We start from the raw sequence: 23112 nt of genomic DNA on the forward strand, positions 1-23112 counted from the left end.
CTGCGCATACTTGCAATTACTTATAACCATTGTGCCCGTTGCACAACTCAAAATCTTAATTAGACACCTTAATCCCGATACTTTATAAACACAATATCTTACAAAAAAATCAGTGTGTTATGATATTTTAAATATCAAAAAAACAAGGGTGTTCGAATCCATGTCGGGTTGTGCAACGGCTACAATTGGGTCACTGTTTTTATTGTCATTAAATAGCGGTATATCCACCGTCAATTAAATAATATCCACCAGTGATAAAAGATGATTTTTCAGAACTTAAGAATAGTACCAATTCAGCTATTTCTTCTGGCTTACCTAATCTATTCATAGGATGCTTGGCTTTAAGTTCTTCTAAGATTTCCGGAGGTAATCCTTCCAATAAAGGAGTTTCAATGTATCCAGGGCCAACAGCATTGCATCTAATATTCTTTTGCGCATATTCTACACCAATATTTTTGGTCAAACCAACGACCGCATGTTTAGAGGCGGTGTATGCAGGTGAGAGCATTGCAGCAACCGTTCCATGAATAGAGGCCATATTTACAATTGTACCTCCACCATTTTTTTCCATTTGTTCTATTTCATATTTACAAGCATAGAAAACGCCATTTAAATTAATATCGATTACTTTACGCCATCCTTCTATGGAAAAATCCCCAGTATTATTCTGTTCTCCGCCAATACCGGCATTATTGCAGGCGATATCCAACCTGCCATATTTGTCTACTGTTTTTTCTACCAAATTCTTAATGTCGTCTGCTTTTGAGACATCTCCCTCAATAAAAAAAGCCTCTCCATTTTCAGATTGAATTTGATGAACCACAGCTTGTCCATTTTCTTTACTAATATCATTTACAATTACTTTGGCTCCTTCCTTAGCATATAACTTTGCGATTGCCTTGCCTATTCCAGATCCAGCACCTGTTACTATTGCGACTTTGCTTTCTAATAGTTTCATGTTATTAATTTTTAAATTCATTGTTTTTCATATTGAAACCAAGGGTCTGTGTAGAAACACTAACTTTTCGGGTAAACCCAAAGCCGAATTTTTATATTCTAAAAGCTAAATTTAAAGATTCGGCGATTTTTTTAAATGGGCAAAAACCTTTTGATCAAGTATTTACTAACCATGCTATATCCCCCTCGTTGGCGGTAGTTTTATTTGTTCCTTTTGATAAGGAATACTTTTAATCAATTCCACATTTTGACTGTGATTAGCACTGTAAGACATTACTAGGGTCCCCTTTGTTTTGTCCTTGGCTTCTATTGCAAATACGATAGCTTCATCCTCTGGATTGGTATCACCTTCAAAGCGGTACGATTCCATAATGATTAATTCATCTGAAGAGAATTTCCTTTGCGAAATATTTCCAATGATTTTATCATTTCGAGCCTCAAAGTCTTCAACATAGCCTGCTTTAGTAAGCGCATCTACTGCTTCCGATAGGGTTTCAAAATTACTTTCATCCATACTATTGTAGATTAATTTTTGTAGGCAGAGAACATCCAAACCAATTTTTCTTGTTCCACAATATATTCGCTCATAAGGGCTACAGTTCCCTCATCATCTGCACCGGCCGCCGCTTTTAAAATACTTCGCTCTTTTGAAAGTAAAATTTCCAACGCTTTTAAAATATTCTCAACGGCCGATTCCCCGTCTGAAACATTTTCGGCTTCATTTATTTCCGAATGTTTTAAATATTTAGTGAAAGTATGGTATGGTGATTGGCTTAGGGTAAGTATACGTTCTGCAATTTCATCTACTTTTTCTAACGCATCATTATACAATTCTTCGAATTTTAAATGTAGTTCAAAGAATTTCTTTCCTTTAATATTCCAGTGAAACCCTCTTAAATTCATATAGAATTGTTGGTAGTTTGCTAAAAGGTCGTTCAACTTTTCTGCAATTTGCTTTGAGTCGGTTATTTTTAAGCCAATGTTGTTTAGTTCTGAATTTTTCATTATTTCTATTTTTTAAAGTAGTTTATATTTTCACTTAAGTCGAAGACACTTGTTTTGTCGATCATATTCTCTACAATGCTACTACCAATAGCACTTCTATACCCACCGGCACAATGAACTACAATTGGTTTATCCGTAGGAATATCACTTTTTGAATACCGCAGATCATTTAAAGGAATGTGAATGGCATTTTCAAACCATTTTTCTTCTGAAACCTCACTTTCATTTCTAATATCTAAAATAGTGTATTGCTCTTTACGGTTTTTGAATTTTTCAAAATCAAGAACATCTGAACTCTTTGCTGGTTCATTTGACAAGGTACATAGCTCAACAATTTGAGTTTCATAACCTATTTTGGCTATGCGATCAACTATTTTATCCCTGTCTTGTACAGAGCCTATGATAACATAAAACTTTTCCTCTGGTTTTATAAGTGTGCCCAACCATGTTTCCAATTTGTCATCTTCATCCCGGGCCATAATATTTATACTACCTGTGAGGTGGTTTTTTTTGTAGTCTTCTTGATCTCTAACGTCAACAATCAAGCTCCCTTTGGGAAGGCTTTTAACTCCAATTCTTAAAGGAACATCCGCCACATTTTTGGTGTAGCTGTCCACACCATTTTTATTTAGGTTTACATCAAATCCAAAATAGTTGGGAATAAATGGTTGGTCACTTAGAATGTAGTTTACAAATTCTTCTTCGGTTTGTTTCTTAAATGCCCAATTTCCCATTCTTTCATTGCCAAGTGTGCTAGAAGAATCAGAACTCATATTTTTACCACATAATGACCCAGCGCCGTGCGCTGGATAAATAAGAGTGTCATCAGGTAAATGATTGAATTTAGTTAGAATCGTATTGTACATCATTTTAGCCAGCTCTTCTCTTTTCGCTTTCATGTTTCCTGCTTTCTCACGTAAGTCGGGTCTTCCAACATCTCCAATAAATAAAGTATCACCTGAGAACATCGCGTGTTTTCCTTTTTCATTCTTTGCTATAATGGTTATACCATCAGGGGAATGTCCAGGAGTGTTAATAGCCGTAAGGCTTATTTCCCCTAGTTTAATACTGTTGCTATCATCAAATGATCGATGGGGGTAGTTTGCACCAACTAATTTAGAAACGTAAATAGTTGCTCCCGTTTCATTATGGATTTGCAAATGGCTGCTTACAAAATCTGCGTGTGGATGTGTTTCAATTACAGCTACAATCTTTGCTTTGTTTTGTTCTGCGAACCTATAATATGGCATTGGGTTTCGTGCTGGGTCTATCAATGCCATTTTCCCCTCACTAATAATTGCATATGAGTAATGTGCCAATGGCTTATCTTGAAATTGTTTAATAGTCATAACGTAATTTTATATGTATAAATTTAATCAATATCAGTGGAGACAACAGTAACCAAAGTTACATGTCATAGCCGTATGTCCGCAGGGCAAGGTGATACCCTTCACCAAGGTGTTCGACAATCACCGTACGGGCACCAAAATGAAGGAATATAGGGCACAAAAACATGTTTGTATCGAGTGTTACTTGCGACGGACCTGTTTGGGCAAAAGCGCCCAAGAAAAGAAATTCAGTGTCACCTATTACCGGGCCGAGTACGAGCGTAACATCAAAAGGGTGAACAGCGGTCGGGGGCAGGTATATGAAGGGCAGGCGCCAGGGTACGGTGGACCTCGTTTTCGGAACGCTGACGCAGTTTATGGGGCTTAGGAAGATAACACCATAGGATTGGCACAGGCCACCAAGGTGCTGCGCCTCTCGGCGATTGCCTATAACCTGAAAAAGTACCTGAAATTCACGGAAAAACGTTCAAAAAGTGGGGTGGGCAACTTGCTTTGTCCGCTATGCTCAAAACGCACTTATCTTCCTCCTTGGAGTTCTTGAAAAAGACCTAAGATTCAGTATCCGATATTGATGGGAAAATAAAAAAGCCCTGAAAGCGGCTTATAATAATTCATTTTGTTGTCCATCAGGGGCTTGTGCAGGGGGTGCTTTTGTTGGCAAAAGTTTATACGAAACCTCTGAATACTATTTTTTAGCCATAAATAGCTACCATAGCTAATGATATATATATAATTGACATGACTACTGGTAACGCAAAAAGTACGGTCCTCATATTTATATAATTATTTCCTGATTTTAATTTTTCATGCCATTCATGGAAAAAAGGTTTTAAAGGCAAATAAGTTTCCATTTCTTCCAATGTTTCATGTTTTGCTGTTGTTAGCTTATAATGAGATTTTGAAATCATTAACCAAATTGCACAAATAAATATTCCTGACAACAAGAGCATTATAATTCCAAATATTCCCATTACAACTTCTTTTTTTATAATAATTAGAAAGCCAGAAAGGAATATAAATTGAATTGATATAAAAAATTTAATGGTATTCATAAACCTGTTGTGATGCTGATCTAATATCTCTGCATAAAGTTTGTATTGTTCCATAATTGAAGTATGGTAAACCTCATTACTATAATCACTTTTTAAATTTGATTCTAGTTTATTTCTGTCATCAATACCACTTTGATTTGCCATAGTTGGTTTAATTTTTTGCTAATTGTTGTATATGGTTTGTTGCGTGGTTTAAGCACTGATGCCAGTAAATAAATCACAAATAGAAAGTCCGCTAGGGCTTTCGTAAATACGTTAAAACTAGCAATTAATTTTATACGGCAATTGCTTTATTCTCTCAACGTTTTAAATATAAATCTTCTATTATTTTAATATGATGCAAATCGTGTCCGAGAATATGATATCCCAAAGCTCTTGCACTCGCTTTATTTCCATTTGCAATTCCGATACGTTTTAATGATTTTTCGGAAAGTCCATTAAAAAGTGCAATGGTTGATAATCTTAAAGCTTCATATTCTTCCATAATACTCTCAATCGTTCTCTCTGAGGTGTCAGAGTTAAGATTATAATCATCTTGTTCAAATCCCGGAAAATTTGTTTTGTCGTTTCTAGCAAAGGAAAGCGCTCTATATCCGTCGATTCTTTCATCATCGATTATATGGACCAAAACTTCTTTAATTGACCATTTATTCTTTTCGTATCTATAGTCTAATTGTTCACTCGATAAGCTATTAATCAAGTTTTTTGTTCTCTCTAAACTAGTTTTCAACTGTTCGATAAGGCTTCCATCTTTTTTTACCAATTACACATTCATCTCGGCATAAATAGGGTACTCATTTTGTGATGGAAATTCAATATACTTGGTCATTTAGTTTTTCTTTTTCAGCTTGTTGCCAATAACGGGATATAGTTAGTGATGCTATCGTGCTTATAACATCCGAAATGCTATATCCTTCTTTTTAACACCTCTAATGTACACCTTTACGAAGACCTACCTTACAGGTTTACGTAAGGCTTTTAAGAAAGTTTTTAACAGGTGCTACCTAAGGGTGGGCATGGTCTGTGTTCCAGGACTTCTTGTACTTGCTGTAAACCGGCTATTTTTTTGCAAAAAACCTTTTGCTCTTCTGGTCGGGCCTAAAAAAAGCCCCTAAAAGAGGCTTATTCGGATCCGTTTTTTTTGGGGGGGGGAATCAATGGTTTGTGCAACGCTTACTATTGTGGGCTGTAGTTGTAAGGCTACAAAAAAAATTTAGGAAAAAACATCCATTTTTATTGTTGACATAAAACATTAGACTTACAATACTTTTTAATTCTGTTGGCCTGTCAGATACCATTTCAAAGGGTTTATTCTTGCGAGTTGTTTTTCAGCTGACTCACAACGTAAATCTATACGTACTAATACCCTTTTTGCCTTACCCTCAATTCAACTTTTTATAAATTTCGATATTCTTAAAGACCGTATCGTTTCGCTCATAGGTATTTACTTGCTTGTAGGTATTTTTGCTACGTTCAATGGGTATCACATAGGTATTCACATCGCTCTGCATCGATTTGGACATGGAGGTCAGGGTTTCCGTAATGGTATCGTTTTTAAAAGTGTAGGTACCATAACCGTGCCACTCGGAAGCATCGGGTGCCGGGTCGGTGTTCCAGATAACATGCCCCTCTAGATAGATTTTGTGCTGTACCTTGCTCGTATCCACACTTAGGGTATCGCCGTTTGCAAGATGGTAGAAATGGCTCAACTCCCATACCCCATCAATGGGATGGCCTGTTTTGGCGCTTTTGTCGTCGGGAAGGGAATTACAGCAGACACAAAGGAGAGCGCTGGCAAAAACGAGATACAAGAGAGCAGCTTTTTTTTTCATGATCGGGCAATGGTTTAAATGGGTTTCGCCCTAAAACACAAGGTTTCCTAGGGCCTACGATTTTAAGTCGTAAGTAAGTATTTGTAAGCCGTCATCAAAGGCTTCCTTTTCAATCAGCTTTCCGACCGATACGGTTTTTGAGCTTCCAAAAAGTGGAATCCCCTCCCCTAGTATTATCGGGTTCAACTTGAGTTTCAATTGATCGATCAGCCCATGGTCAAGAAGCCATCCCGCAAATTCGCCACCGCCGCAGAGATATACGTCGGTTGGGGATGCCTTGGCGATTTCCTTGACCCGTTCTACCGACCTGTTTTCAATTCGAACCTTATCGGCAAGCTCATCAATTTTAAGCGTTTCGGAAAAGATATGGTGATCCATGTTCAGGTAGGCCGGTTGTCCTGGTTCGAGTCCGTATTGATATCCGAATTCATAGGTTTTACGGCCCATAATCACGGTTTCAAACTTCGCCAGGTCAGCTTGGTATTTTTCAACGCCCTCCCCTTCCATAATAAACTCGCTTATATCGCCATTTTTTCCCGCGATATATCCGTCCAAAGAACTTGCTACGTAATAAATTATCTTTTGCATCACTCGCTTTTACCGTGGTTGAACATGCTGTAAAAGCCCCCCTTCTAGAAGACTTACTTATAGCAAGATAACGAATATTAACAAAACCTGCCCTACATAGTTTTGTAAGATGTACGACAGCTTTGGTAAAAGCGGCTCGTCGGTCACCCTTTTTAGGCCATGCTGGCCACCGGTTCCTTCTCGCTTACCATATCTACAATAAACTCGTCTATCTGCCTTTTCGTGACATTGGGCATACAAATGATATGGGTAGCCTCATCGGTAGCCAATTGCCATTTCTCTTTAATGCAAGGGGACACCTTGGGAAACACAACGGTAATGGCCCCTTTATTCGTCCATGCCGGTATGCCTATGTTATTCAATTCCTTTTTACAATATTCGGCGGTTTCAAGACTATGGCGATAACGCGCCTCAAGCCCTTTGATTCCCATTTTCTTTATGGCGTACCACAAAAAGAGCGCACTGTGCCCGTTTCTAGACCCTGTGATGGTCGTATCTAAAGAACCGATATAAGAAATACTCCGGGCTATTCTATCCCTTAAGGAACGCTTGGCCAAGATCACCCCCGAAGGAAAGGGCGATCCGATGAATTTATGGCCGCTAATGGAAATACTGTCCGCCCCATCTTCAAAGTCAAAAGGGATACGGGGTTCGATAAAGGCACCATAGGCCCCTGCCAAGGCGGCATCGCAATGTATATAGTGGTTTTGAATGGCCAATTTCTTTAAAATCCCTTTTACTTTGGAAACATCGTCTTTGGCCTCGGTCATTGTGGTGCCGAAGGTAGTAAGCACAATAGCCGGTTTGTCGCGGTTCAGTTGCAGGGTATTCTCAAGGTCTTCATAGTCGAGTTCCCCATTTTCCTGCGACCTGATGGTAATGCTCGAAAGGTTGAGCAAATGGATGTTTTTTCTAACACTGTAATGGGTAGATTCAGAAAAATAGACCATGGCCTTTGGATAGAGTTCCCTCGCCAGATATAGTCCGTACAGATTGCTCTCAGAGCCCCCATTGGTTACATAGCCCCAATAATCTTTTGGCGCTGCCCGAAACAGTTGGGCAAAGAAATCGACCACTTCCCTTTCCATTTCATGGGTTTGCACCTTATAGGTATTGGCTTCATAAGGATCCCCGACATTATTGATAGGATACGCTAAAAATTTATATAAGCTGGAGTAATCAAAGTCTTTGGCCACGGGGTAGCCGATAACCCTATCCTTTTCTTGGATAAGTTTCGCCCGTAACTCCTCTATTTGTCGCTCATTATCCATATCTAACAATTATTTTTATTCTACAAATTTACGATTACTAATGATTTATTTCTGCAACGACATAAATTACAGAATATAAAACCACTATATTTACTATTTCAGTTTAAAATAACTGATTCTCCTTTTTATAGGATGGAATAACCGAAAAATAATCTGCCATGGATGGAATCGATCGTAAAATACTGATGCAACTTCAAGAAAATGCAAAACAGAACACCAAGGAAATTGCCGGTAAAGTGGGACTAAGTGTAACCCCTACTTACGAAAGAATAAAAAAACTAGAACAAGGGGAAGTGATAAGTGCCTATGTGGCCTTATTGGACCGGGCCAAAATCGGCAAAAAGCTAATTGCCTATTGTCAGGTTACCTTGACCAAGCAACAAAAGAAATTGGCGGACAATTTTAAACGGGAAGTACTTTTGCTTCCGGATATTATGGAGTGCCATCAGGTCAGCGGAAATTTTGACTACCTATTGAAGATTGCCGTAGATGACATTGCGGGATTTCATGAATTCATCAACGAGCAGTTGTCGATCATCAATGGCATCGCTACCATACATACTTCTTTTGTCTTAGATTCAGTAAAAGACAGCACGGCTTATAATCTGTGATGGAAGGGTGCTTCCCACGCTTGCATTCCTTCGTCCGCGAAAGGACATTCCGCCCTACAAAGGGGGGATTATAACTCTACCGAGGTTTCCCAACCATCGTAATCACCATTTAGCTCAGCGGCCTTTTGACTCAACTTAAGAGTGTAGTCGTCTATGTCATTATACCCCACTTTATCGATTCGCGCTATTGAAATAACGAATTTGTATTCGCTCGGCTGTTCTGTATTTTCCTTCGTCAAGGTCTTAAACCCCAGACTATTTGTATAATCTTCAAACTGGTCCAATTCATTTTGGGTTTTAAAATAGATCCAATGAAAGACTTCCCTTTCCTTCGTCAGTTGATCACCCGCTTTTTCTAGTTGCGCAAGTACTTTTCTGTTTTGAATGGATTGCATTTGTTGGGGCAAAGGGTATAAAAAGTCAAAATAGCCACTCCATTCCTTATCCAACTTATGTCCATAATCAAATTTATGATTCGGGAATGCGATCATTGCCGCGGAAACTTCCTTTTCCATTAAAATAGTATTCTCACCAAAAAAGTATAAATCCCTATACCCGTCTGAAGTCAGTCGGCCCACAAAAGTATAATTCAGGTTATTTTTGTCAAACCGGTCTATTATTTCGTCCTCAATTTTCCATAACTCGTCGGCATCTTCATTACTCGACAGACCATTGTCTCTCGGATTGGGCATTTCGATGGACACATAGACTACATTTTCTTGTCCCTTAATTGGGGCAACGCTCTTTAAGTTCAAATCGGTTGCAATCGAACTCAATTTATCATTTACATTGGAGAAGTAAAATGTCCAATCAGGTTGATATTCATTTTTTGGCGCAGATTGCCCGAAGGTGTTACCTAAAGATCCCATAATAAAAATAAAGGTTAGTACTTGCTTGCGTTGGTTTTGTTAATTGCGACAACACATTAGGTTGTAGTATTGACGTTATTATAACGCCTAAAACAACAAATCCTTATACCCTATTGGAAAAATGAACGTGATACCTGCTCCGGCCAAGGGCCACATTCCCAGCCCTGCGTCCTGCTCCTTTGAAAGGAAACCAACACAACCCCGTATGGTTCAATAAGTTGCATCAATCACCTTTATTTATTTCGATTACGACTCTTTTTGGTTCAAGTTGTGAATGGTTAAAATAACACTTCAATTTTTCATTGGCTTCAACTCCCTCAATCGTATTTCCGTGCTCAATTACAACTCCGTTTTCAAAAATATAAGCCCCATAATTGAATAAAAGTCCCGCTATTTCTTGCGGGCTATAATCGGCAAATCGAAATTCAAAGTCAGGAAGCCCTAGTGAGCTTAAACCAAGGGTATCCATCTTCATTTCGTTTTGTGTTTCTTGAATATTGAACAAGCGAACATTCATAAAGGCATTTATATTTTGATAGTTATTCTGGCTACTTCTTTCGAGAAAATCCTCGGGTTCCAAGATAACTTCACTGTTTCTTATCCATACCGCACTCGGCTTTATTGCGGAAACTATACTTGCTACGAACTTTTGAAAAAATTCGATTCTTTCCTTATACCCTAAATTTCGTGACATCAAGTCCGTCAACAAGATTTCATAGGAACATTTTTTGACCGTTTCTTCGGCCTCTTGCCAATTCCAAGATTGCCGGAAAGAATTCTCTAATTCGGCATATTCAATTTTATTTTCGTCAGGTATTAATATCGTTGCTTGGGCGGGAATGTTGCCCTCGGCAAATTCCACTTCATAATCTTTGAAGAAATACTGCCTGAGATTTTTAGTTTTACCGCTAGCATCTGGAAACTCTATTGTTTTAAATCTATTTTTCAGCTCTTTTTCGATAAGTTCATCATTAAGTACGGGCTTATCCTCAAAGAACAATTTCACCATTAACAATTCAGGTGGATTTTCTAAGGATTCATTTTCAGGAATATCTGCTTCGTTTTCAAGCTTTGGCTCATTTCCGAATATTTTTTTGAACAGACGCATTGGCTTCTATGGGTTTTTATAATGGAAGTTAACAATTGGTTATTGCCCCCGATGGAAGTAGAACGCCTAAAATAATAAATCCTTATGCCCTTCTTAGAGAAAAGAGGGTGAAGCTTGGGCCGGCCAAGGGCCACATCCCTCGGCTTACGCCCCCCATTAAGCGTGTAGATAGTCCGCTTCCCCCGCGATTCTACGCTGATTTTATGGGTTCAAAATCAATACCGATAAACCTTGGTTCACATTGCTCCGTAAACATTTTAATGGCCACGTCATAATGCACCATGATCGTACTAGGCGACTCATAAAGACGAAAAAGTAATGTGCCTTCCGCTTTTTGGACATCAATGACGAGTTTTTTAAAATTATAACCTCCTAGGAGTTTATTCCCCTCACTTCGGTCCAGGTCAACACATTGTAATAGCCCAAATATATTTACAACAGAAAAACCTTCCCATACGAGACCTAGGTCTGGGTTTTTTAAGGTGACCGGATAGGTTTGCAGATTATCTACACCTGCATTTTTAAGGGCGAGGATAAACCGTTCAGACATCAGGGGTATATACAATGATATCAGGTCACCGGGAGGGTTCTTTTCCGTAAAATTAACTTCTAGGGTGAATTTTTCATGGATTAGCGTCTTGTTGTATGCCCCGGCCGTAAAACGGTCCGCATTGTCACTAAGGCTTCCCCATTCAGTTACACCAAGATCTTGTGAAGGCAAAATATTCAAAGTATAATACATAGGCTTTTCGTTACATATCGGGCATTTGCTGTTTGGCAGGCTATAAACCTAAGGCATCGACAATTGGGCCAATGAAAAATCCGCCTTATCCAAAACAAAAAACATTAAATATTTTTGATACGGCAACACTCAATGTTGAGTGTTTTTAAAATAATTGATTTAACAAACAGTATTGCACCAGCTTTTGTGTGGAATCGAAATTCAGCTTTTTAAGTATATTCCTTCTATGGCCGTCTACCGTATGTGAGCTAATAAAAAGCTTTTCGCCTATTTCCCTACTGGTCTTGTTCAGGGCCAATAAACGAATTACATCGTGCTCCCTATTGGTCAATGAATTCGTGTTTATGAGCTTTTGGGAGTAGTTTTTATGGTACAATATTTCATACTCATTGTTTTCGTTTAGTTTTTTTATCAAACATACGATGGGCCTATATTCACCCTTGCCGGTAACCGTACAATGGGCAATACCAATAATAGGCTTACCGTTTTCATCAAAATAGGTAGGTGTTTGATGTTCTAAAATGTTGCAATACTTTCCTTTACTATTTTTTACCCTAAAATTCCAGGTATAGTTTAACTTATTACGATCCTCTTGTTTCACTTTTGTCATCGTAAAATGCATTAGATCTTCCAAGGCACCCATCCAAACAGCTAGGTCATCGGGATGAAAATAAGACAGCCAATATTTGGCGCCTATGTCACACATTTTAATTCTATCCAAGCCCAAGGCATATTCAAAGTTTTTACTGACAAAGGCATACTTCTGTGTCGTGGTATTGGTTACAATAAAAAAGGACTCATTGTGGGGCAAGTACTCATCTAGCTCCCTTAATTTATTGAGATGATTTTCTATTATGGTATTTTGATACTCTTTATTGGTATTGAATATTTCTTTAAATAAATCAATGCTTGTTTTGGTCATTCGTACATCATTCTTAGCTTTAAAAAAATAGTTTTAGGTTCGTTAAGGCTTATATCCCATCATGCCCTTCCTCCTGCGACCGAAACTATCGGCAAGGACAAAAGACTTGGGTCTTTTAGGAAATTTCAATGACTACGTTCCCTCTTTTTCGCCCCTTATCCACATATTCGTGGGCCTTTACGATTTCTTCTAGTTGAAAACGTTGGTCGATAAAAGCTTTTAGTTCTTCTCTTTCCGCCATTTCCCTGATGAGCTCAAGGGTTTCGTCTTTTTCTTTGGTCATCATTTTTACCGAAACGAAAGTACCCCCGGGGTTTAGTACCTTTTTGGCCTTTGATTTGGAGGTCTTTCCAACGGCATCAAAAACGATATCGAATTTTTCATCGCCAGCGGAATAGTCCTCTTTTTTATAATCGATCACGCTTTGCACCCCCAAGGATCTTAGCATTTCAAAATTGGAAGTGGAACACACCCCTTTTACCGTGGCGCCTTTTTGACTTGCGATTTGAACGGCATAGCTTCCTACACTGCCGGAAGCCCCATAGACCAATACGTTTTGTCCTTTTTTTAATTGGGTTTTCCCTAAAAGGTAGATGGCCGTCATTGCCCCGATCGGTAGGGCCGCTGCCTCTTGATACCCCAGGTTTTTAGGTTTTAGGGCAACAACGCCGCTTTTCCATTTTTGCGGTAAGCATATATATTCGGCATACGAGCCTGTACTCAGCATAGTTGTCGTACCGAATACGCTGTCCCCCACCTTAAATCGCGTGACTCCCTTTCCTATTTCTTCTACAACCCCGGCCAATTCATGGCCTAAAATTTTCTTTTTCGGTTTAAAAAGTCCGAATATCAATCGGGCAGGAAGCCAAAACAAAGGAGGGAAGTCGGAACTTCGAAGCCGCGCATCTCCTGAAGTAACCGTGGCCGCACATATTTTTACCAAAATCTCATCGTCTTTTGGTATCGGTTTTTCTACCTGTTTTAGGGTAAGGACATTTGGGGGACCATACGCTTCGTAAATAACTGCTTTCATATTGCCTTTGGTTTTCTGGAAATTACGAACAACAGTCCTATAGGTCCTATATCCCGCATATTTCTTTTACTTCCCCTAATATATAAATAATCCTCTTTCCCCCTATCATACTGTATACATAGATTGCAGGCCCAGCCCTGATTTTGAGGGAGCGGAAAGGAATTCCCTTAAAAAAGGGCTAGCTACACTCGTGTCAGCTCGGGACAACCACCTTCAACAAAAAAAGCGGATGCCGGTTCTAAAACCAGCATCCGCCCTCAATATATCCATCACTGTTCCTTATTTCTTTCTCAGCACACGGTCCAGTACCATATCCTTATCGAGTTTCTTGGTACAGAAAAACCAATCCTTACAATCGATATCGCCATCTTCCATTCGGTCCTTGGCCGTACCGCAGGAGCCTGCGGGGCCTACGATGACGTCGTCTCCGGGCCTCCAATCGGCTGGGGTGGCCACATCGAATTCATCGGCGGCCTGCAAGGCGATGATCACCCGGTACAATTCGTCAAAGTTCCTGCCCAAGCTCAAAGGGTAGTAGATAATGGTCCTGATAATTCCCTTAGGGTCGATAAAAAAGACGGCCCTGACCGCTTTGGTAGTATCTTCGTTAGGCTGTATCATGCCGTATTTTTTGGCTACATCCATGGTAATGTCCTCGATCAGGGGAAAGTTGACCTCAATGTTTTTCATTCCCTTGTACTCGATCTTTTCCTTGATGGTACGCAACCAGGCAATATGGCTGTAGAGCCCGTCAATCGAAAGGCCTACAAGCTTACAGTTGGCCTCGGCAAACTTCTCTTCCATAGAGGCGAAGGTCATAAACTCCGAGGTACAAACGGGGGTAAAATCGGCCGGGTGACTAAAAAGAATGACCCAACTTCCCTTATAGTCCGCCGGAAAATTAATATCTCCTTGAGTGGTTACCGCTTTAAATTCGGGGGCAGCATCGCCTATTCTTGGCATGCTGGTTACTTCATATTCTTTATCTTGTTCCATTACTCTATTATTTAGGATTCATAATAGCAGCAAGGTATTCGATATACGCAGCATCCACAGTTACCTATGTTACAAAAACCCTTTTTCTTCGGCCTATTACAAAGGTGAGTTCTGCCTTGGCTACCGCCTGCCCGTAGCACTCAGGACATTTTACATTTAATCAAGTACATGTTGCAACTACGCTTTGTCGCACCCAACTAAATTTGGCCTAAATCGCTATAGTGGCTATTCGCATACAGGCCCTAAAAATGTACCGTACCGATCTTTTCAAAAAACCAAAAGGGCCCGGTTAAAAACCGGACCCTTTCTTCGCTAATTTATACACTTTTATGATGGTCTACAAAAAAAGTGTATCGGTCTACATATGAGAACCTGCTTCTAAACCGACCGTAAAATGGCACCGGTCGACCTAGTCTTTCTTGATGCTAGTTTAATCAACATCAATAATAAGCTTCATGGCCTTTTCTTTTGAGGCGTTCAAGAACACTTCGTAGGCCTTTTCCATTTCACTTAGTTTAAAGTGGTGCGTAATCAATTTGTTTACCGGCAACTTGTTGGTAGACACGGCCTTCATCAACATAGGGATGGTGTTGGTATTTACCAGTCCGGTTGTAATGGTCAAGTTTTTGATCCACAGGTCTTGGATCTCAAAATCCACTTTTTTACCGTGCACCCCAACATTGGCGATATTTCCGCCCGGTTTTACTATTTTTTGGCATACATCCCAGGTTTGAGGGATACCAACGGCCTCTATGGCCACATCTACCCCTTCCTCGCCAACAATTTCCGCCAGCTCTTCCTGTAGGTTGTCGGAAGGTTTTAAGGTGTGGGTGGCCCCCAATTGCTTGGCCATCTCCAACCGGTTCTCGTCGAGGTCGATTACCACGATTATCGCGGGCGAATAGAACTGGGCGGTCAAGAGAACGGAGATCCCTATAGGCCCAGCACCCACAATGGCAATGGCATCACCCGGTTTTACCTCACCGTATTGCACCCCGATTTCGTGCCCCGTAGGTAAAATATCGCTGATCATTACCGCCACCTCGTCATCGATAGAGTCGGGTATTTTGTACAGGCTATTGTCGGCATGGGGAATTCGCACATATTCGGCCTGTACCCCATCGATCATATGACCTAGGATCCAACCGCCATCCTTACAATGCGAATAGAGTTGTTTTTTACAATATTCACACGAGCCGCATGAGGTAATACAGGAAATAATGACCTTGTCCCCCACTTTGAACTGGGAAACGCTGTCGCCTACCTCCTCTATGATTCCCACACCTTCGTGGCCCAAGGTAATACCGTCCCTCATATAGGGGTTCTTCCCTTTGTAAATACCGGAGTCGGTTCCACAGATGGTGGTCTTTACGACCTTTACAATGGCATCGGTCGTTTTTTCAATAACAGGTTTGGCTTTTTCCTCGAGGGCGATGTTATGATCGCCATGATAAACTAACGCTTTCATAAGTCTTACTTTTTTATGTTATGAATTACTATGTATGTGTTCTTCCCTGCACTAATCTTTTTGCTGGCATTCTGATGTGTCCTTGTTAAGGATATCCGTTTTTATAAAATCGTTTCTTAACACCGGTTTCCACTTGAAATCGACGGTTTCCGTTACGGTAAAATTATTCTTAGGGTCGGTCGACAATAGGGTTTCGGTGAAATCGTCCTCCATTTTTCTAAGCTTGTCCAGTTCGCACGGGGGCAATTCCCCTTTTACGGCAAGGGCGCCCAGTTTATCTATTTCCCCTGGTTTTACTCCTTGGTTCATGCGTACGGTTACGGCTTTTTGGGTATCGATACGTTGCACGGTAAACAGGCCGTCGATATCCTTGGAAACATAAAAGGTGTTGAATTGATACCGTGCCCCTGTATCGTATATGGCCGCATCGGTAAGGCAGGGCGAGGGTTGGCTCACAATGCGGGTATTGGTACGGTCTATGGGGCCGTCTTGATACAGTTCGCCTAAGGCCTCTTGCAGGGCCAGATGGCCCACTACCAAACCGTCGCAAAGGTGACCGTGAAATTTGACGAGGTCGTTAAGGTCTATATCTTGTACATTTCCCAGTCGCCCTTTGGAGAAATCGGTGTCATTGACCCGCATTCCCGTCTTGATATGGTTTTCCCTTTTGGGCAGGTAAAGTGTAAAGGATCGGGCTCCCGAGTTAATTTTGTCCAAATGGCCCATAAAGCTTTGGTCGTCCTTTAAAAAATGGACGTGGACAAAGCTTTTCGAACCTGTAAATATTCCCTGGTGTTGTTCCGAATAAAAGCCTACCAATTGCCCTTTCTCGTTTTGTGACGTGAATTTTTGGGACTTTACATCGGGTTTGTAACCTTCTACCTCAGGGTTTCTGGGAGTAACGATATGTATCGTCATTTCATCGAACTGCCCTGTAATACGAAACGCAAAAGGTTCTTTGAGATTATAGCCCTTTGTTTCGGCAAGGGCCGTGACCTTTTCTTGGATTTCCTGAACGCTGTTCAGCGGACCGTCTAGATCAAAGGCTTCCCACTCGGGCACATGGCTATACACGAAAAATGGGGAACGGATGTCCCAACTTTGTCCCACAAGGGCCTTCCCGGTTTCAAAAGCCGAGGCATGAAAGGGCTTGCCGTCAACAACGGTTATTTCGCCTTTCATGCGGTCATAGGGCCCCATGCCGTACAGGTGCGATTTCTGGGGAAGGGTATCCAACCAGACCTTAAGATCGTAAGTGTTGCCCATATCCTTCATCGCCCCAACAGCGTACACTTCTGGCACGGTCTGTCCTCTGAGGAACTGCGATGTAAAAACGATGATGGAAAGGATGGAGATTAATTTTTTCATAGATGACACGAATTACAAGATGAGGTTGAATAGATATCCCGATAGAATGATGCATAGCGTCACGACCCCAAAGAAAATAGCGATCAGTTTTAAGGACATCACTTTTTTGAGCAAGGTGGCCTCGGGAATGGAGAGGCCTACCGTGGCCATCATAAAGGCAATGGCCGTACCCAAGGGCACCCCTTTGGCCACAAAGACCTGGATGATGGGAACAATACCGGCGGCATTCGCATACATGGGTACGGCCACCAGAACGGCCAGGGGAACCGTCCACCATTGGCCACCGCCCAAATAGCGGTCAAAGAAGTTCTCGGGCACGTAACCGTGCATGGCGGCGCCAATGGCGATGCCTATAATTACATATAACAGCACTCCCTTGACAATATCCCAGGCGCCACGGGTTATCTCGGGCAGGCGATCGCGAAAACTTCGCTTCTCTTCTTGGTACTCGGCCTGCTGCCTCTTGTTTTCAAGAATTTCCTTTACCCAATCGGAGAGTAAGGGCTCCAAATTCATTTTACCCAAAAGCCATCCCCCGACCGAGCCTAATAAAATGCCCGACAAGGCATAGATCAAGGTGGCCTTTATGCCGAACATCCCCAAAAACATGGCAACGGCCACTTCGTTGACCAAGGGTGAGGTGATCAAAAAGGCAAAGGTGACGCCCAAGGGAATGCCCCCTTGTACAAAACCGATAAAAAGGGGTACGGACGAACAAGAGCAAAAAGGGGTGATGGCCCCAAAGATGGAGGCGAAAAAGTATTCCAGGCCATAGAGCTTTTTCCTGTTCAGATAGTCCTTTAGGCGTTCAATGGGGAAGTAGGCGTTTACGACCCCCATGATAAAAACGATAAAGAACAGGAGGATTAGAATTTTCAGGGTGTCGAACACAAAGAAATTCAAGGCCGTGCCCAAATGGGTATCCGCTCCTATTCCAAACACCGAATAGATCAACCAATCGGCAAAATGCTGAAGCCAATCAAACATTAGGAACGGTTTTTATGGTTCCCGAAATGGAACATGACAGTTTTACGGTATTGTAAATGGTACCGAATTTTTCGATATTCTTTTTCAATAGGGCCGTATTCAATTTGTCATCATCGCTGTAAATCGTTAAGCTGTATTCGATGTTATCCATTCTTGGGGGATTCTCTAGGCGCGTAGCCTTTACCTCGAGGGTGGTTTTGGTATAGGAGAATCGCATCATGGTAGAAAAACGCTCCACATTCTTTAGCATACAGGCAGCGAACGACCCCAAAAACAACTCGGCGGGATTGGGCAGACTGTCGGCAGTTTTAGGCGTTGTGCCAAAATCGATGTTCGATTCCTTTATATGGATCGTTGCATCGTCATGGGCCATCGAGGAAGCTTTGATTTGGTAGTCCATAATACCCTTATTAGTTCAACAATGCCAGTACTTCGTCTTTTGAGGGTACCCTTCCTTTAATAGTAATCACGTCGTCGATGACCAATGCCGGGGTCGTCATTACGTTGTATTTCATGATTTCCATGATATCCTCTACTTTTTCGATCGTGGCGTCTATGTTGTTTTCGGAAACCACATCCTTGACAACTCCTGTCAAGGATTGACATTTTGGACAACCGGTTCCTAAAATTTTAATTGTTTTGCTCATGATATTCCGTATTTATTGGTAAAATCCTTATTCTAAAAAATTTTCGGGGCAAGGTCTTCGCCCTATTCCTGTTTTCTTGATTGATGCAGTATTTTATTTTGGCGGACTTACCTCTCGTTAAACAAGTCCCGTATCTAGTTCCTTAGGTGCTATAAAAAGGTAGATTGCACCAAAGCAAACACCTTCTACCCCAATTACCGTTAAAACAAAAGCTTCGTTCTTTACACCCTTAGGATGGCCATGCACATAAGATGTTCCTAGGCCTTTACAATTTTGTCAAGGCCACCATACCTCAAACCTGTGCTAATTATCCCAAGTTTATTTTTAGAGGTCACACGCCGTTTTTAAGTGGCTTCCGTGCTTCGATAATGCCCTGTTTTCTTTTTACAATCGTAAAATTACGATAGAGGATTGAGCTGTACTGTGACTTTCGTCACCTTCGGGCATTTTTTTTATACAACAGAGATGTTTTTTGGGAAAGAGACAGGATGATTCTGGTGCATAGATTGGGACATAGGACAACCAATGGCCTTGATTAAATCCATTTCAAGTTTTATACGGTTCTCCACGGCGCGTATGGCATTTTCCACATACTTTACCTTTACGACTTCGGCCGATCGGGCATTATCGTCAATGGTTCCGAAAGACGCTATGCCGTTCACCTATTTTTTGGCGTCAAGAACTGGGCGACCCGTCTTTAATGGCCTGGTTTTTATCCCCCATTTTTGAGGCGAGTACACTTATGACCAATAACTGCAGGGCGTGGAACAGCATAAGGGGCAAAAGAATAATACCGATCGTAGCGGCATTGCCAAAGATAATTTTAGCGAACACCGTACCGTGTACCAATGATTTTTTCGTTCCGCAAAATTGGGCGGTAATTTGATCTTCGGTATTGAACTTCAGCTTCTTGGCCAAGAATCCCGTTAAAACGTATAGGATGACGAACAAAGCCAAAACCGCTATAAAAACTATGAGCAGGTCTAAAAAGGAAATGGCGTTGAAAATATTCTCGTCAAAAGACCTTGCAAAACTCTTGTAAATGATGAGCAGAATGACCGATTTGTCGAACAGGGTCAATTGCTTTCCGTATTTCTGTGCATATTCCCCCCACAAACGCTGTAGCACCACCCCGAGCAATACCGGTAAAATGATCTGTACGATCAGTTGTAGGTAGATATCGGCAAAGTCAAACTCCGTTTGGGCGTTCTTGACAAAGAGTCCCATCCATAAAGGCGTAAGTAGCACCCCGATAATACCCGAAATACTGGCGTTGAAAATAGCGGCGGGGATGTTGCCCTTGGCTATGGAAACCATAACTACCGATGAGGATACGGTAGAGGGAAGCGCGGCCAAGAAAAAAAAGGCCAACCAGATGATTTCCTGCTCCCCGTTCTGGATGAGGGGGCGAAATAGCAAGACCAATAGGGGGGAAATCAGAAAGGTGGAGGCCTGTACCAAAAGGTGCAATCTCCAATTTTTAAGCCTGTCCTTTAATTTAGAGGGACTCAATTTGAGTCCGTAGAAAAAGAATATAAGCGAAATTCCTATCGCACTTATGGTATCGATAGGAATCTTACTTTCCGATATTCCCCACTGGGGAAATAGATAGGCCAAGCCAATAACCACTATTACCGATAGTACAAACCGATCTATCTTTAGTTTCATATTTTTTGGAAATGCGTATAAAAGGTCCAAAAACCTTCATGATGTTTATAAAAGGGACAAAGATACTTTTTTGACCTAGGTTAGAAGGGGCAAATATCGATTTTAGGGAGAATTTAAAATCAGAAATACAACTCCCTTGTGTTTGTTTGAACGTGCGAAAACAATGTGGTCACAGGCCTTTTTCCGCCTGTGGTTACTTCAGTAGGTCAATATAAAAAGGACAGTACTTCCAGTTCCCTTTCATTTCGGCATGGTCCACAGCCATTTTGTACGGCATAAGGGCCACCAAGTACGCGTATAGGTAAACTCCCAGTCGGAATAGTACCCCTCTCTTATGCGTCTATCGCATTGTTCCCATCTGCGTCCTGCACCTTAAAGAAGTAAAAATGCATGCCCCATCTGGCCCAGCATTTGGCGGAACATGGGCTTCATGGGTTTCAAAAACAGGAAGCATCGGGACATACCTCAACGTTCCCCAAGGGCCGATGCACGGTCGCATCTTCATCGGTAAGAAAAATCGGCAAAAATACGTATCGCATATTACTTATATACAAATACTTACATCTACCCCATTTATCCAATGACAAAAGTCATAAACGAGATGGGTTTTGGACTATAGTTTTATCGAATAATTTAATAAAAACAGCAATATGACAATGATTAAAACCATGTACAGGGCCGTCTATGGTATGACGTTCTTCTTATTGATACTGTCGAATACCGTTCGCGCCCAAGAGTTCAATTTAGTAAACAAATCGTCCACTATGACCGTTCTGGGAACTTCCAGTTTACACGATTGGGAAATAGATGCCGAAGAGCAAAGCGGAAAAATCGTATTCAATGATTTGGAGGCCGCCGAGTTAGGGCAATGCCAAGTACAGGTAGTAGCCGAAAGTTTAAAAAGCGGCAAGTCTTCTATGGACAAAAACACCTATAAGGCTTTAAATACCAAAAAGTACAAGCGTATTTATTTCGAATTGGCCGAGGTAAAGGAAAGCACCCGAAAAGGCGATGGAAGCTATGCCGTTAGCGCAATGGGCGACTTGACCATTTCAGGGGTCAAAAAAAGGATACCCTTACAGTTTTCCCTGCAAATCGACGGCGATAAAATAACGCTTACCGGAGAAAAGTCGCTCAAGATGACCGATTTTAAGGTAGAGCCGCCAACCGCCTTGTTGGGAACCATTACCACAGGTGATGAAGTAACCATAAAATTTACCACCGTATTTCAATAACAACAAATAAAAACAATTATTAAAAAGAGTAGACTATGAGAGCAATTTTTAAAAACGCAATATTGTTTGGAACCGCTTTGGTCGGGGTCGGTCTATCGGCCCAGAACAGGCAAATCGACAACTATCGGCAACCGGACAAAAGAGGTGTAAATGTGTTTGAAAGCCCAAAGGACACCATAACCACCTTTGAGAACGTAAAAGTAAAGATCGGCGGATCTTTTGCCCTTCAATACCAGGCCTTGGACAATGAAAACTCGGGTGTTCTGCCCTTGGCGGAGGTTGGTAGCAATTTTAACCTCGCAACCGCTAACCTAGACTTGGACGTAGCCCTTTACGATGGGGTAAACATGCACCTAAGAACCTATTTGTCTTCTAGACACCACCACGAACCTTATGTAAAAGGAGGCTATTTTCAAATAGACAAGCTCGATTTTATCAGCGAAGGCTTCTTAGGGGATTTTATGGACCATGCAACGATTAAGATCGGGCATATGGAGAACAATTATGGCGATGCCCATTTTAGAAGAAGCGACAACGCCCAGGCGATTTACAACCCCTTTGTCGGAAACTTGATCATGGATTCGTTCACTACCGAAGTTGGTGCTGAACTGTACTATAGGACCGATAGCGGATTCTTGGGAATGATCGGGTTCACCAACGGTAAATTGAACCAAAGCGTCACCAAATCGAACGGGTCTACCGGCGGTGCCGCCCTATTGGCCAAGTTGGGTTACGACAAACAAATTTCCGACGACCTAAGGTTTCGGTTAACCGGATCCTTGTACAACACCGGGTACGCCCCCAACGTATACCTCTATTCTGCCGATAGGGCCGGATCTCGATATTACGACATTATGCAAGATGCTACGGCCACTGGCGACAACTTTAGATCCGGACGGTTCGACCCCGGTTTTACCAACCAGATTACTGCCGTTATGATCAACCCATTTGTAAAATATGGAGGTCTGGAATTTTTTGGAACGGTAGAGGTCACTTCTGGAAAAGGATTGAGCGAAGCCGATAGAAGAAATGCCGAACAATACGCTGGTGAACTTATCTACAGGTTCGGCAAAAGCGAGAACCTCTTTATAGGTGGCCGCTATAATACGGTCAGCGCAGAATTGGCCAGCGGCGACGATATAAACATCAATAGATTTCAACTAGGTGCGGGTTGGTTTATGACCAAGAACGTTCTTTTAAAAGCCGAATATGTAAACCAAAAATACAAGGATTACCCGGTAGGAGACCTTCTTGAAGACGGTCAGTTCGACGGACCTATACTTGAAGCCGTCATTAGTTTCTAATTAAAAAGGTAAAAATAGCAGGTCTCATTGTGTACCATTTTCTTTATAGTTAAGAACCTGCTTTGAGACTTGCTATGTTTATTATAACCTCAGATGATTT

The 23112-nt window shown here is 41.4% G+C and carries 26 protein-coding genes; 4 read left to right on the forward strand and 22 right to left on the reverse strand.

Features of this window, described 5'->3' with window-relative positions; translation table 11 throughout:
* Positions 1 to 208: 208 nt before the first annotated feature.
* The 4 genes from ZOBGAL_RS20845 to ZOBGAL_RS20860 all read right to left on the reverse strand — a co-directional run bounded on the left by ZOBGAL_RS20845 (position 209) and on the right by ZOBGAL_RS20860 (position 3311).
* Complete coding sequence (locus ZOBGAL_RS20845; protein WP_046287633.1) at positions 209 to 958, reverse strand: SDR family NAD(P)-dependent oxidoreductase; 750 nt, start codon at positions 956 to 958, stop codon at positions 209 to 211.
* 174 nt (positions 959 to 1132) lie between these two features.
* Positions 1133 to 1471, reverse strand: coding sequence for a hypothetical protein (locus ZOBGAL_RS20850; protein ID WP_013995749.1), 339 nt, complete (start codon positions 1469 to 1471; stop codon positions 1133 to 1135).
* A gap of 11 nt (positions 1472 to 1482) precedes the next feature.
* The gene (locus ZOBGAL_RS20855; RefSeq protein WP_013995750.1) at positions 1483 to 1962 is read right to left on the reverse strand and encodes a Dps family protein; all 480 of its coding nucleotides are present in this window, start codon (positions 1960 to 1962) and stop codon (positions 1483 to 1485) included.
* Between the two features lie 5 nt (positions 1963 to 1967).
* The gene (locus ZOBGAL_RS20860) at positions 1968 to 3311 is read right to left on the reverse strand and encodes an MBL fold metallo-hydrolase (protein WP_013995751.1); all 1344 of its coding nucleotides are present in this window, start codon (positions 3309 to 3311) and stop codon (positions 1968 to 1970) included.
* 91 nt (positions 3312 to 3402) lie between these two features.
* Here ZOBGAL_RS20860 and ZOBGAL_RS23635 point away from each other — a divergent pair, with 91 nt between their 5' ends.
* The gene (locus ZOBGAL_RS23635; protein ID WP_013995752.1) at positions 3403 to 3678 is read left to right on the forward strand and encodes a hypothetical protein; all 276 of its coding nucleotides are present in this window, start codon (positions 3403 to 3405) and stop codon (positions 3676 to 3678) included.
* Positions 3679 to 4003: 325 nt separating this feature from the next.
* On the opposite strand, the gene ZOBGAL_RS20870 is transcribed toward ZOBGAL_RS23635, so the two are convergent.
* The 5 genes from ZOBGAL_RS20870 to ZOBGAL_RS20890 form a co-directional block, all read right to left on the reverse strand.
* Positions 4004 to 4507: a RipA family octameric membrane protein gene (locus ZOBGAL_RS20870; protein WP_013995754.1), complete on the reverse strand. Its 504-nt coding sequence runs from the start codon at positions 4505 to 4507 to the stop codon at positions 4004 to 4006.
* 154 nt (positions 4508 to 4661) lie between these two features.
* The gene (locus ZOBGAL_RS20875; RefSeq protein ID WP_013995746.1) at positions 4662 to 5126 is read right to left on the reverse strand and encodes a DinB family protein; all 465 of its coding nucleotides are present in this window, start codon (positions 5124 to 5126) and stop codon (positions 4662 to 4664) included.
* Between the two features lie 619 nt (positions 5127 to 5745).
* The gene (locus ZOBGAL_RS20880; RefSeq protein WP_013995755.1) at positions 5746 to 6195 is read right to left on the reverse strand and encodes a hypothetical protein; all 450 of its coding nucleotides are present in this window, start codon (positions 6193 to 6195) and stop codon (positions 5746 to 5748) included.
* 54 nt (positions 6196 to 6249) lie between these two features.
* Complete coding sequence (locus tag ZOBGAL_RS20885; RefSeq protein ID WP_013995756.1) at positions 6250 to 6783, reverse strand: dihydrofolate reductase family protein; 534 nt, start codon at positions 6781 to 6783, stop codon at positions 6250 to 6252.
* A 152-nt stretch (positions 6784 to 6935) separates the two neighbouring features.
* Entirely contained in the window at positions 6936 to 8054 is a 1119-nt protein-coding gene (locus ZOBGAL_RS20890) for a histidine decarboxylase (RefSeq protein WP_013995757.1), read from the reverse strand.
* A 158-nt stretch (positions 8055 to 8212) separates the two neighbouring features.
* Here ZOBGAL_RS20890 and ZOBGAL_RS20895 point away from each other — a divergent pair, with 158 nt between their 5' ends.
* Positions 8213 to 8665 (forward strand): Lrp/AsnC family transcriptional regulator, encoded by a 453-nt coding sequence (locus ZOBGAL_RS20895; protein WP_013995758.1) that lies wholly within the window; start codon positions 8213 to 8215, stop codon positions 8663 to 8665.
* A gap of 68 nt (positions 8666 to 8733) precedes the next feature.
* Here the strand turns inward: ZOBGAL_RS20895 and ZOBGAL_RS20900 are convergent, their stop codons facing one another.
* The 13 genes from ZOBGAL_RS20900 to ZOBGAL_RS20960 all read right to left on the reverse strand — a co-directional run bounded on the left by ZOBGAL_RS20900 (position 8734) and on the right by ZOBGAL_RS20960 (position 20473).
* Positions 8734 to 9534, reverse strand: a complete 801-nt coding sequence (locus tag ZOBGAL_RS20900) for a DUF695 domain-containing protein (protein ID WP_013995759.1) — start codon at positions 9532 to 9534, stop codon at positions 8734 to 8736.
* Between the two features lie 223 nt (positions 9535 to 9757).
* Complete coding sequence (locus tag ZOBGAL_RS20905; protein ID WP_013995760.1) at positions 9758 to 10642, reverse strand: DUF4261 domain-containing protein; 885 nt, start codon at positions 10640 to 10642, stop codon at positions 9758 to 9760.
* A gap of 190 nt (positions 10643 to 10832) precedes the next feature.
* A complete protein-coding gene (locus ZOBGAL_RS22960; RefSeq protein WP_013995761.1) occupies positions 10833 to 11384 on the reverse strand; it encodes a hypothetical protein in 552 nt (183 codons plus the stop codon).
* Positions 11385 to 11529: 145 nt separating this feature from the next.
* Positions 11530 to 12306, reverse strand: coding sequence for a LuxR C-terminal-related transcriptional regulator (locus ZOBGAL_RS20915; protein WP_013995762.1), 777 nt, complete (start codon positions 12304 to 12306; stop codon positions 11530 to 11532).
* A gap of 115 nt (positions 12307 to 12421) precedes the next feature.
* Positions 12422 to 13339 (reverse strand): NAD(P)-dependent alcohol dehydrogenase, encoded by a 918-nt coding sequence (locus ZOBGAL_RS20920; RefSeq protein ID WP_013995763.1) that lies wholly within the window; start codon positions 13337 to 13339, stop codon positions 12422 to 12424.
* 279 nt (positions 13340 to 13618) lie between these two features.
* Complete coding sequence (locus ZOBGAL_RS20925) at positions 13619 to 14335, reverse strand: peroxiredoxin (RefSeq protein WP_013995764.1); 717 nt, start codon at positions 14333 to 14335, stop codon at positions 13619 to 13621.
* Positions 14336 to 14765: 430 nt separating this feature from the next.
* Complete coding sequence (locus ZOBGAL_RS20930; RefSeq protein ID WP_013995765.1) at positions 14766 to 15803, reverse strand: zinc-dependent alcohol dehydrogenase family protein; 1038 nt, start codon at positions 15801 to 15803, stop codon at positions 14766 to 14768.
* Between the two features lie 51 nt (positions 15804 to 15854).
* Positions 15855 to 17171 (reverse strand): FmdE family protein, encoded by a 1317-nt coding sequence (locus ZOBGAL_RS22965; protein ID WP_013995766.1) that lies wholly within the window; start codon positions 17169 to 17171, stop codon positions 15855 to 15857.
* A 12-nt stretch (positions 17172 to 17183) separates the two neighbouring features.
* Positions 17184 to 18158, reverse strand: coding sequence for a permease (locus ZOBGAL_RS20940; RefSeq protein ID WP_013995767.1), 975 nt, complete (start codon positions 18156 to 18158; stop codon positions 17184 to 17186).
* Positions 18151 to 18558, reverse strand: coding sequence for an OsmC family protein (locus ZOBGAL_RS20945; RefSeq protein WP_013995768.1), 408 nt, complete (start codon positions 18556 to 18558; stop codon positions 18151 to 18153). Before ZOBGAL_RS20945 ends, ZOBGAL_RS20940 begins: the two co-directional genes overlap by 8 nt.
* 10 nt (positions 18559 to 18568) lie before the next feature.
* Positions 18569 to 18805 carry a thioredoxin family protein gene (locus ZOBGAL_RS20950; RefSeq protein ID WP_013995769.1) on the reverse strand — a complete coding sequence of 79 codons (237 nt, stop codon included), beginning with the start codon at positions 18803 to 18805 and terminating at the stop codon, positions 18569 to 18571.
* A 452-nt stretch (positions 18806 to 19257) separates the two neighbouring features.
* Entirely contained in the window at positions 19258 to 19467 is a 210-nt protein-coding gene (locus ZOBGAL_RS20955; protein WP_013995771.1) for a hypothetical protein, read from the reverse strand.
* A 13-nt stretch (positions 19468 to 19480) separates the two neighbouring features.
* Positions 19481 to 20473 (reverse strand): bile acid:sodium symporter family protein, encoded by a 993-nt coding sequence (locus ZOBGAL_RS20960; RefSeq protein WP_013995772.1) that lies wholly within the window; start codon positions 20471 to 20473, stop codon positions 19481 to 19483.
* A 650-nt stretch (positions 20474 to 21123) separates the two neighbouring features.
* Between ZOBGAL_RS20960 and ZOBGAL_RS20965 the strand changes: the two genes are divergently transcribed.
* A complete protein-coding gene (locus ZOBGAL_RS20965) occupies positions 21124 to 21708 on the forward strand; it encodes a YceI family protein (protein WP_046287634.1) in 585 nt (194 codons plus the stop codon).
* 35 nt (positions 21709 to 21743) lie between these two features.
* On the forward strand, positions 21744 to 23012 hold the full coding sequence (locus tag ZOBGAL_RS20970; RefSeq protein ID WP_013995776.1) for a hypothetical protein: 1269 nt from the start codon (positions 21744 to 21746) through the stop codon (positions 23010 to 23012).
* Positions 23013 to 23112 lie beyond the last annotated feature (100 nt).

Source organism: Zobellia galactanivorans, assembly GCF_000973105.1.
In the GTDB taxonomy this organism is placed as follows: Bacteria; Bacteroidota; Bacteroidia; order Flavobacteriales; family Flavobacteriaceae; genus Zobellia; species Zobellia galactanivorans.

Excerpts from the sequence above, each read along its gene's own strand:
- ZOBGAL_RS22960 (WP_013995761.1), bottom strand. The coding sequence starts at position 11,384 with ATGTATTATACTTTGAATATTTTGCCTTCACAAGATCTTGGTGTAACT.
- ZOBGAL_RS20860 (WP_013995751.1), bottom strand. The coding sequence starts at position 3,311 with ATGACTATTAAACAATTTCAAGATAAGCCATTGGCACATTACTCATAT.
- ZOBGAL_RS20930 (WP_013995765.1), bottom strand. The coding sequence starts at position 15,803 with ATGAAAGCGTTAGTTTATCATGGCGATCATAACATCGCCCTCGAGGAA.
- ZOBGAL_RS20900 (WP_013995759.1), bottom strand. The coding sequence starts at position 9,534 with ATGGGATCTTTAGGTAACACCTTCGGGCAATCTGCGCCAAAAAATGAA.
- ZOBGAL_RS20855 (WP_013995750.1), bottom strand. The coding sequence starts at position 1,962 with ATGAAAAATTCAGAACTAAACAACATTGGCTTAAAAATAACCGACTCA.
- ZOBGAL_RS20885 (WP_013995756.1), bottom strand. The coding sequence starts at position 6,783 with ATGCAAAAGATAATTTATTACGTAGCAAGTTCTTTGGACGGATATATC.
- ZOBGAL_RS20915 (WP_013995762.1), bottom strand. The coding sequence starts at position 12,306 with ATGACCAAAACAAGCATTGATTTATTTAAAGAAATATTCAATACCAAT.
- ZOBGAL_RS20870 (WP_013995754.1), bottom strand. The coding sequence starts at position 4,507 with ATGGCAAATCAAAGTGGTATTGATGACAGAAATAAACTAGAATCAAAT.
- ZOBGAL_RS20845 (WP_046287633.1), bottom strand. The coding sequence starts at position 958 with ATGAAACTATTAGAAAGCAAAGTCGCAATAGTAACAGGTGCTGGATCT.
- ZOBGAL_RS20925 (WP_013995764.1), bottom strand. The coding sequence starts at position 14,335 with ATGGAACAAGATAAAGAATATGAAGTAACCAGCATGCCAAGAATAGGC.
- ZOBGAL_RS20940 (WP_013995767.1), bottom strand. The coding sequence starts at position 18,158 with ATGTTTGATTGGCTTCAGCATTTTGCCGATTGGTTGATCTATTCGGTG.
- ZOBGAL_RS20920 (WP_013995763.1), bottom strand. The coding sequence starts at position 13,339 with ATGAAAGCAGTTATTTACGAAGCGTATGGTCCCCCAAATGTCCTTACC.
- ZOBGAL_RS22965 (WP_013995766.1), bottom strand. The coding sequence starts at position 17,171 with ATGAAAAAATTAATCTCCATCCTTTCCATCATCGTTTTTACATCGCAG.
- ZOBGAL_RS20895 (WP_013995758.1), top strand. The coding sequence starts at position 8,213 with ATGGATGGAATCGATCGTAAAATACTGATGCAACTTCAAGAAAATGCA.
- ZOBGAL_RS20970 (WP_013995776.1), top strand. The coding sequence starts at position 21,744 with ATGAGAGCAATTTTTAAAAACGCAATATTGTTTGGAACCGCTTTGGTC.
- ZOBGAL_RS20950 (WP_013995769.1), bottom strand. The coding sequence starts at position 18,805 with ATGAGCAAAACAATTAAAATTTTAGGAACCGGTTGTCCAAAATGTCAA.
- ZOBGAL_RS20960 (WP_013995772.1), bottom strand. The coding sequence starts at position 20,473 with ATGAAACTAAAGATAGATCGGTTTGTACTATCGGTAATAGTGGTTATT.
- ZOBGAL_RS20905 (WP_013995760.1), bottom strand. The coding sequence starts at position 10,642 with ATGCGTCTGTTCAAAAAAATATTCGGAAATGAGCCAAAGCTTGAAAAC.
- ZOBGAL_RS20880 (WP_013995755.1), bottom strand. The coding sequence starts at position 6,195 with ATGAAAAAAAAAGCTGCTCTCTTGTATCTCGTTTTTGCCAGCGCTCTC.
- ZOBGAL_RS20890 (WP_013995757.1), bottom strand. The coding sequence starts at position 8,054 with ATGGATAATGAGCGACAAATAGAGGAGTTACGGGCGAAACTTATCCAA.
- ZOBGAL_RS20965 (WP_046287634.1), top strand. The coding sequence starts at position 21,124 with ATGACAATGATTAAAACCATGTACAGGGCCGTCTATGGTATGACGTTC.
- ZOBGAL_RS20945 (WP_013995768.1), bottom strand. The coding sequence starts at position 18,558 with ATGGACTACCAAATCAAAGCTTCCTCGATGGCCCATGACGATGCAACG.
- ZOBGAL_RS20850 (WP_013995749.1), bottom strand. The coding sequence starts at position 1,471 with ATGGATGAAAGTAATTTTGAAACCCTATCGGAAGCAGTAGATGCGCTT.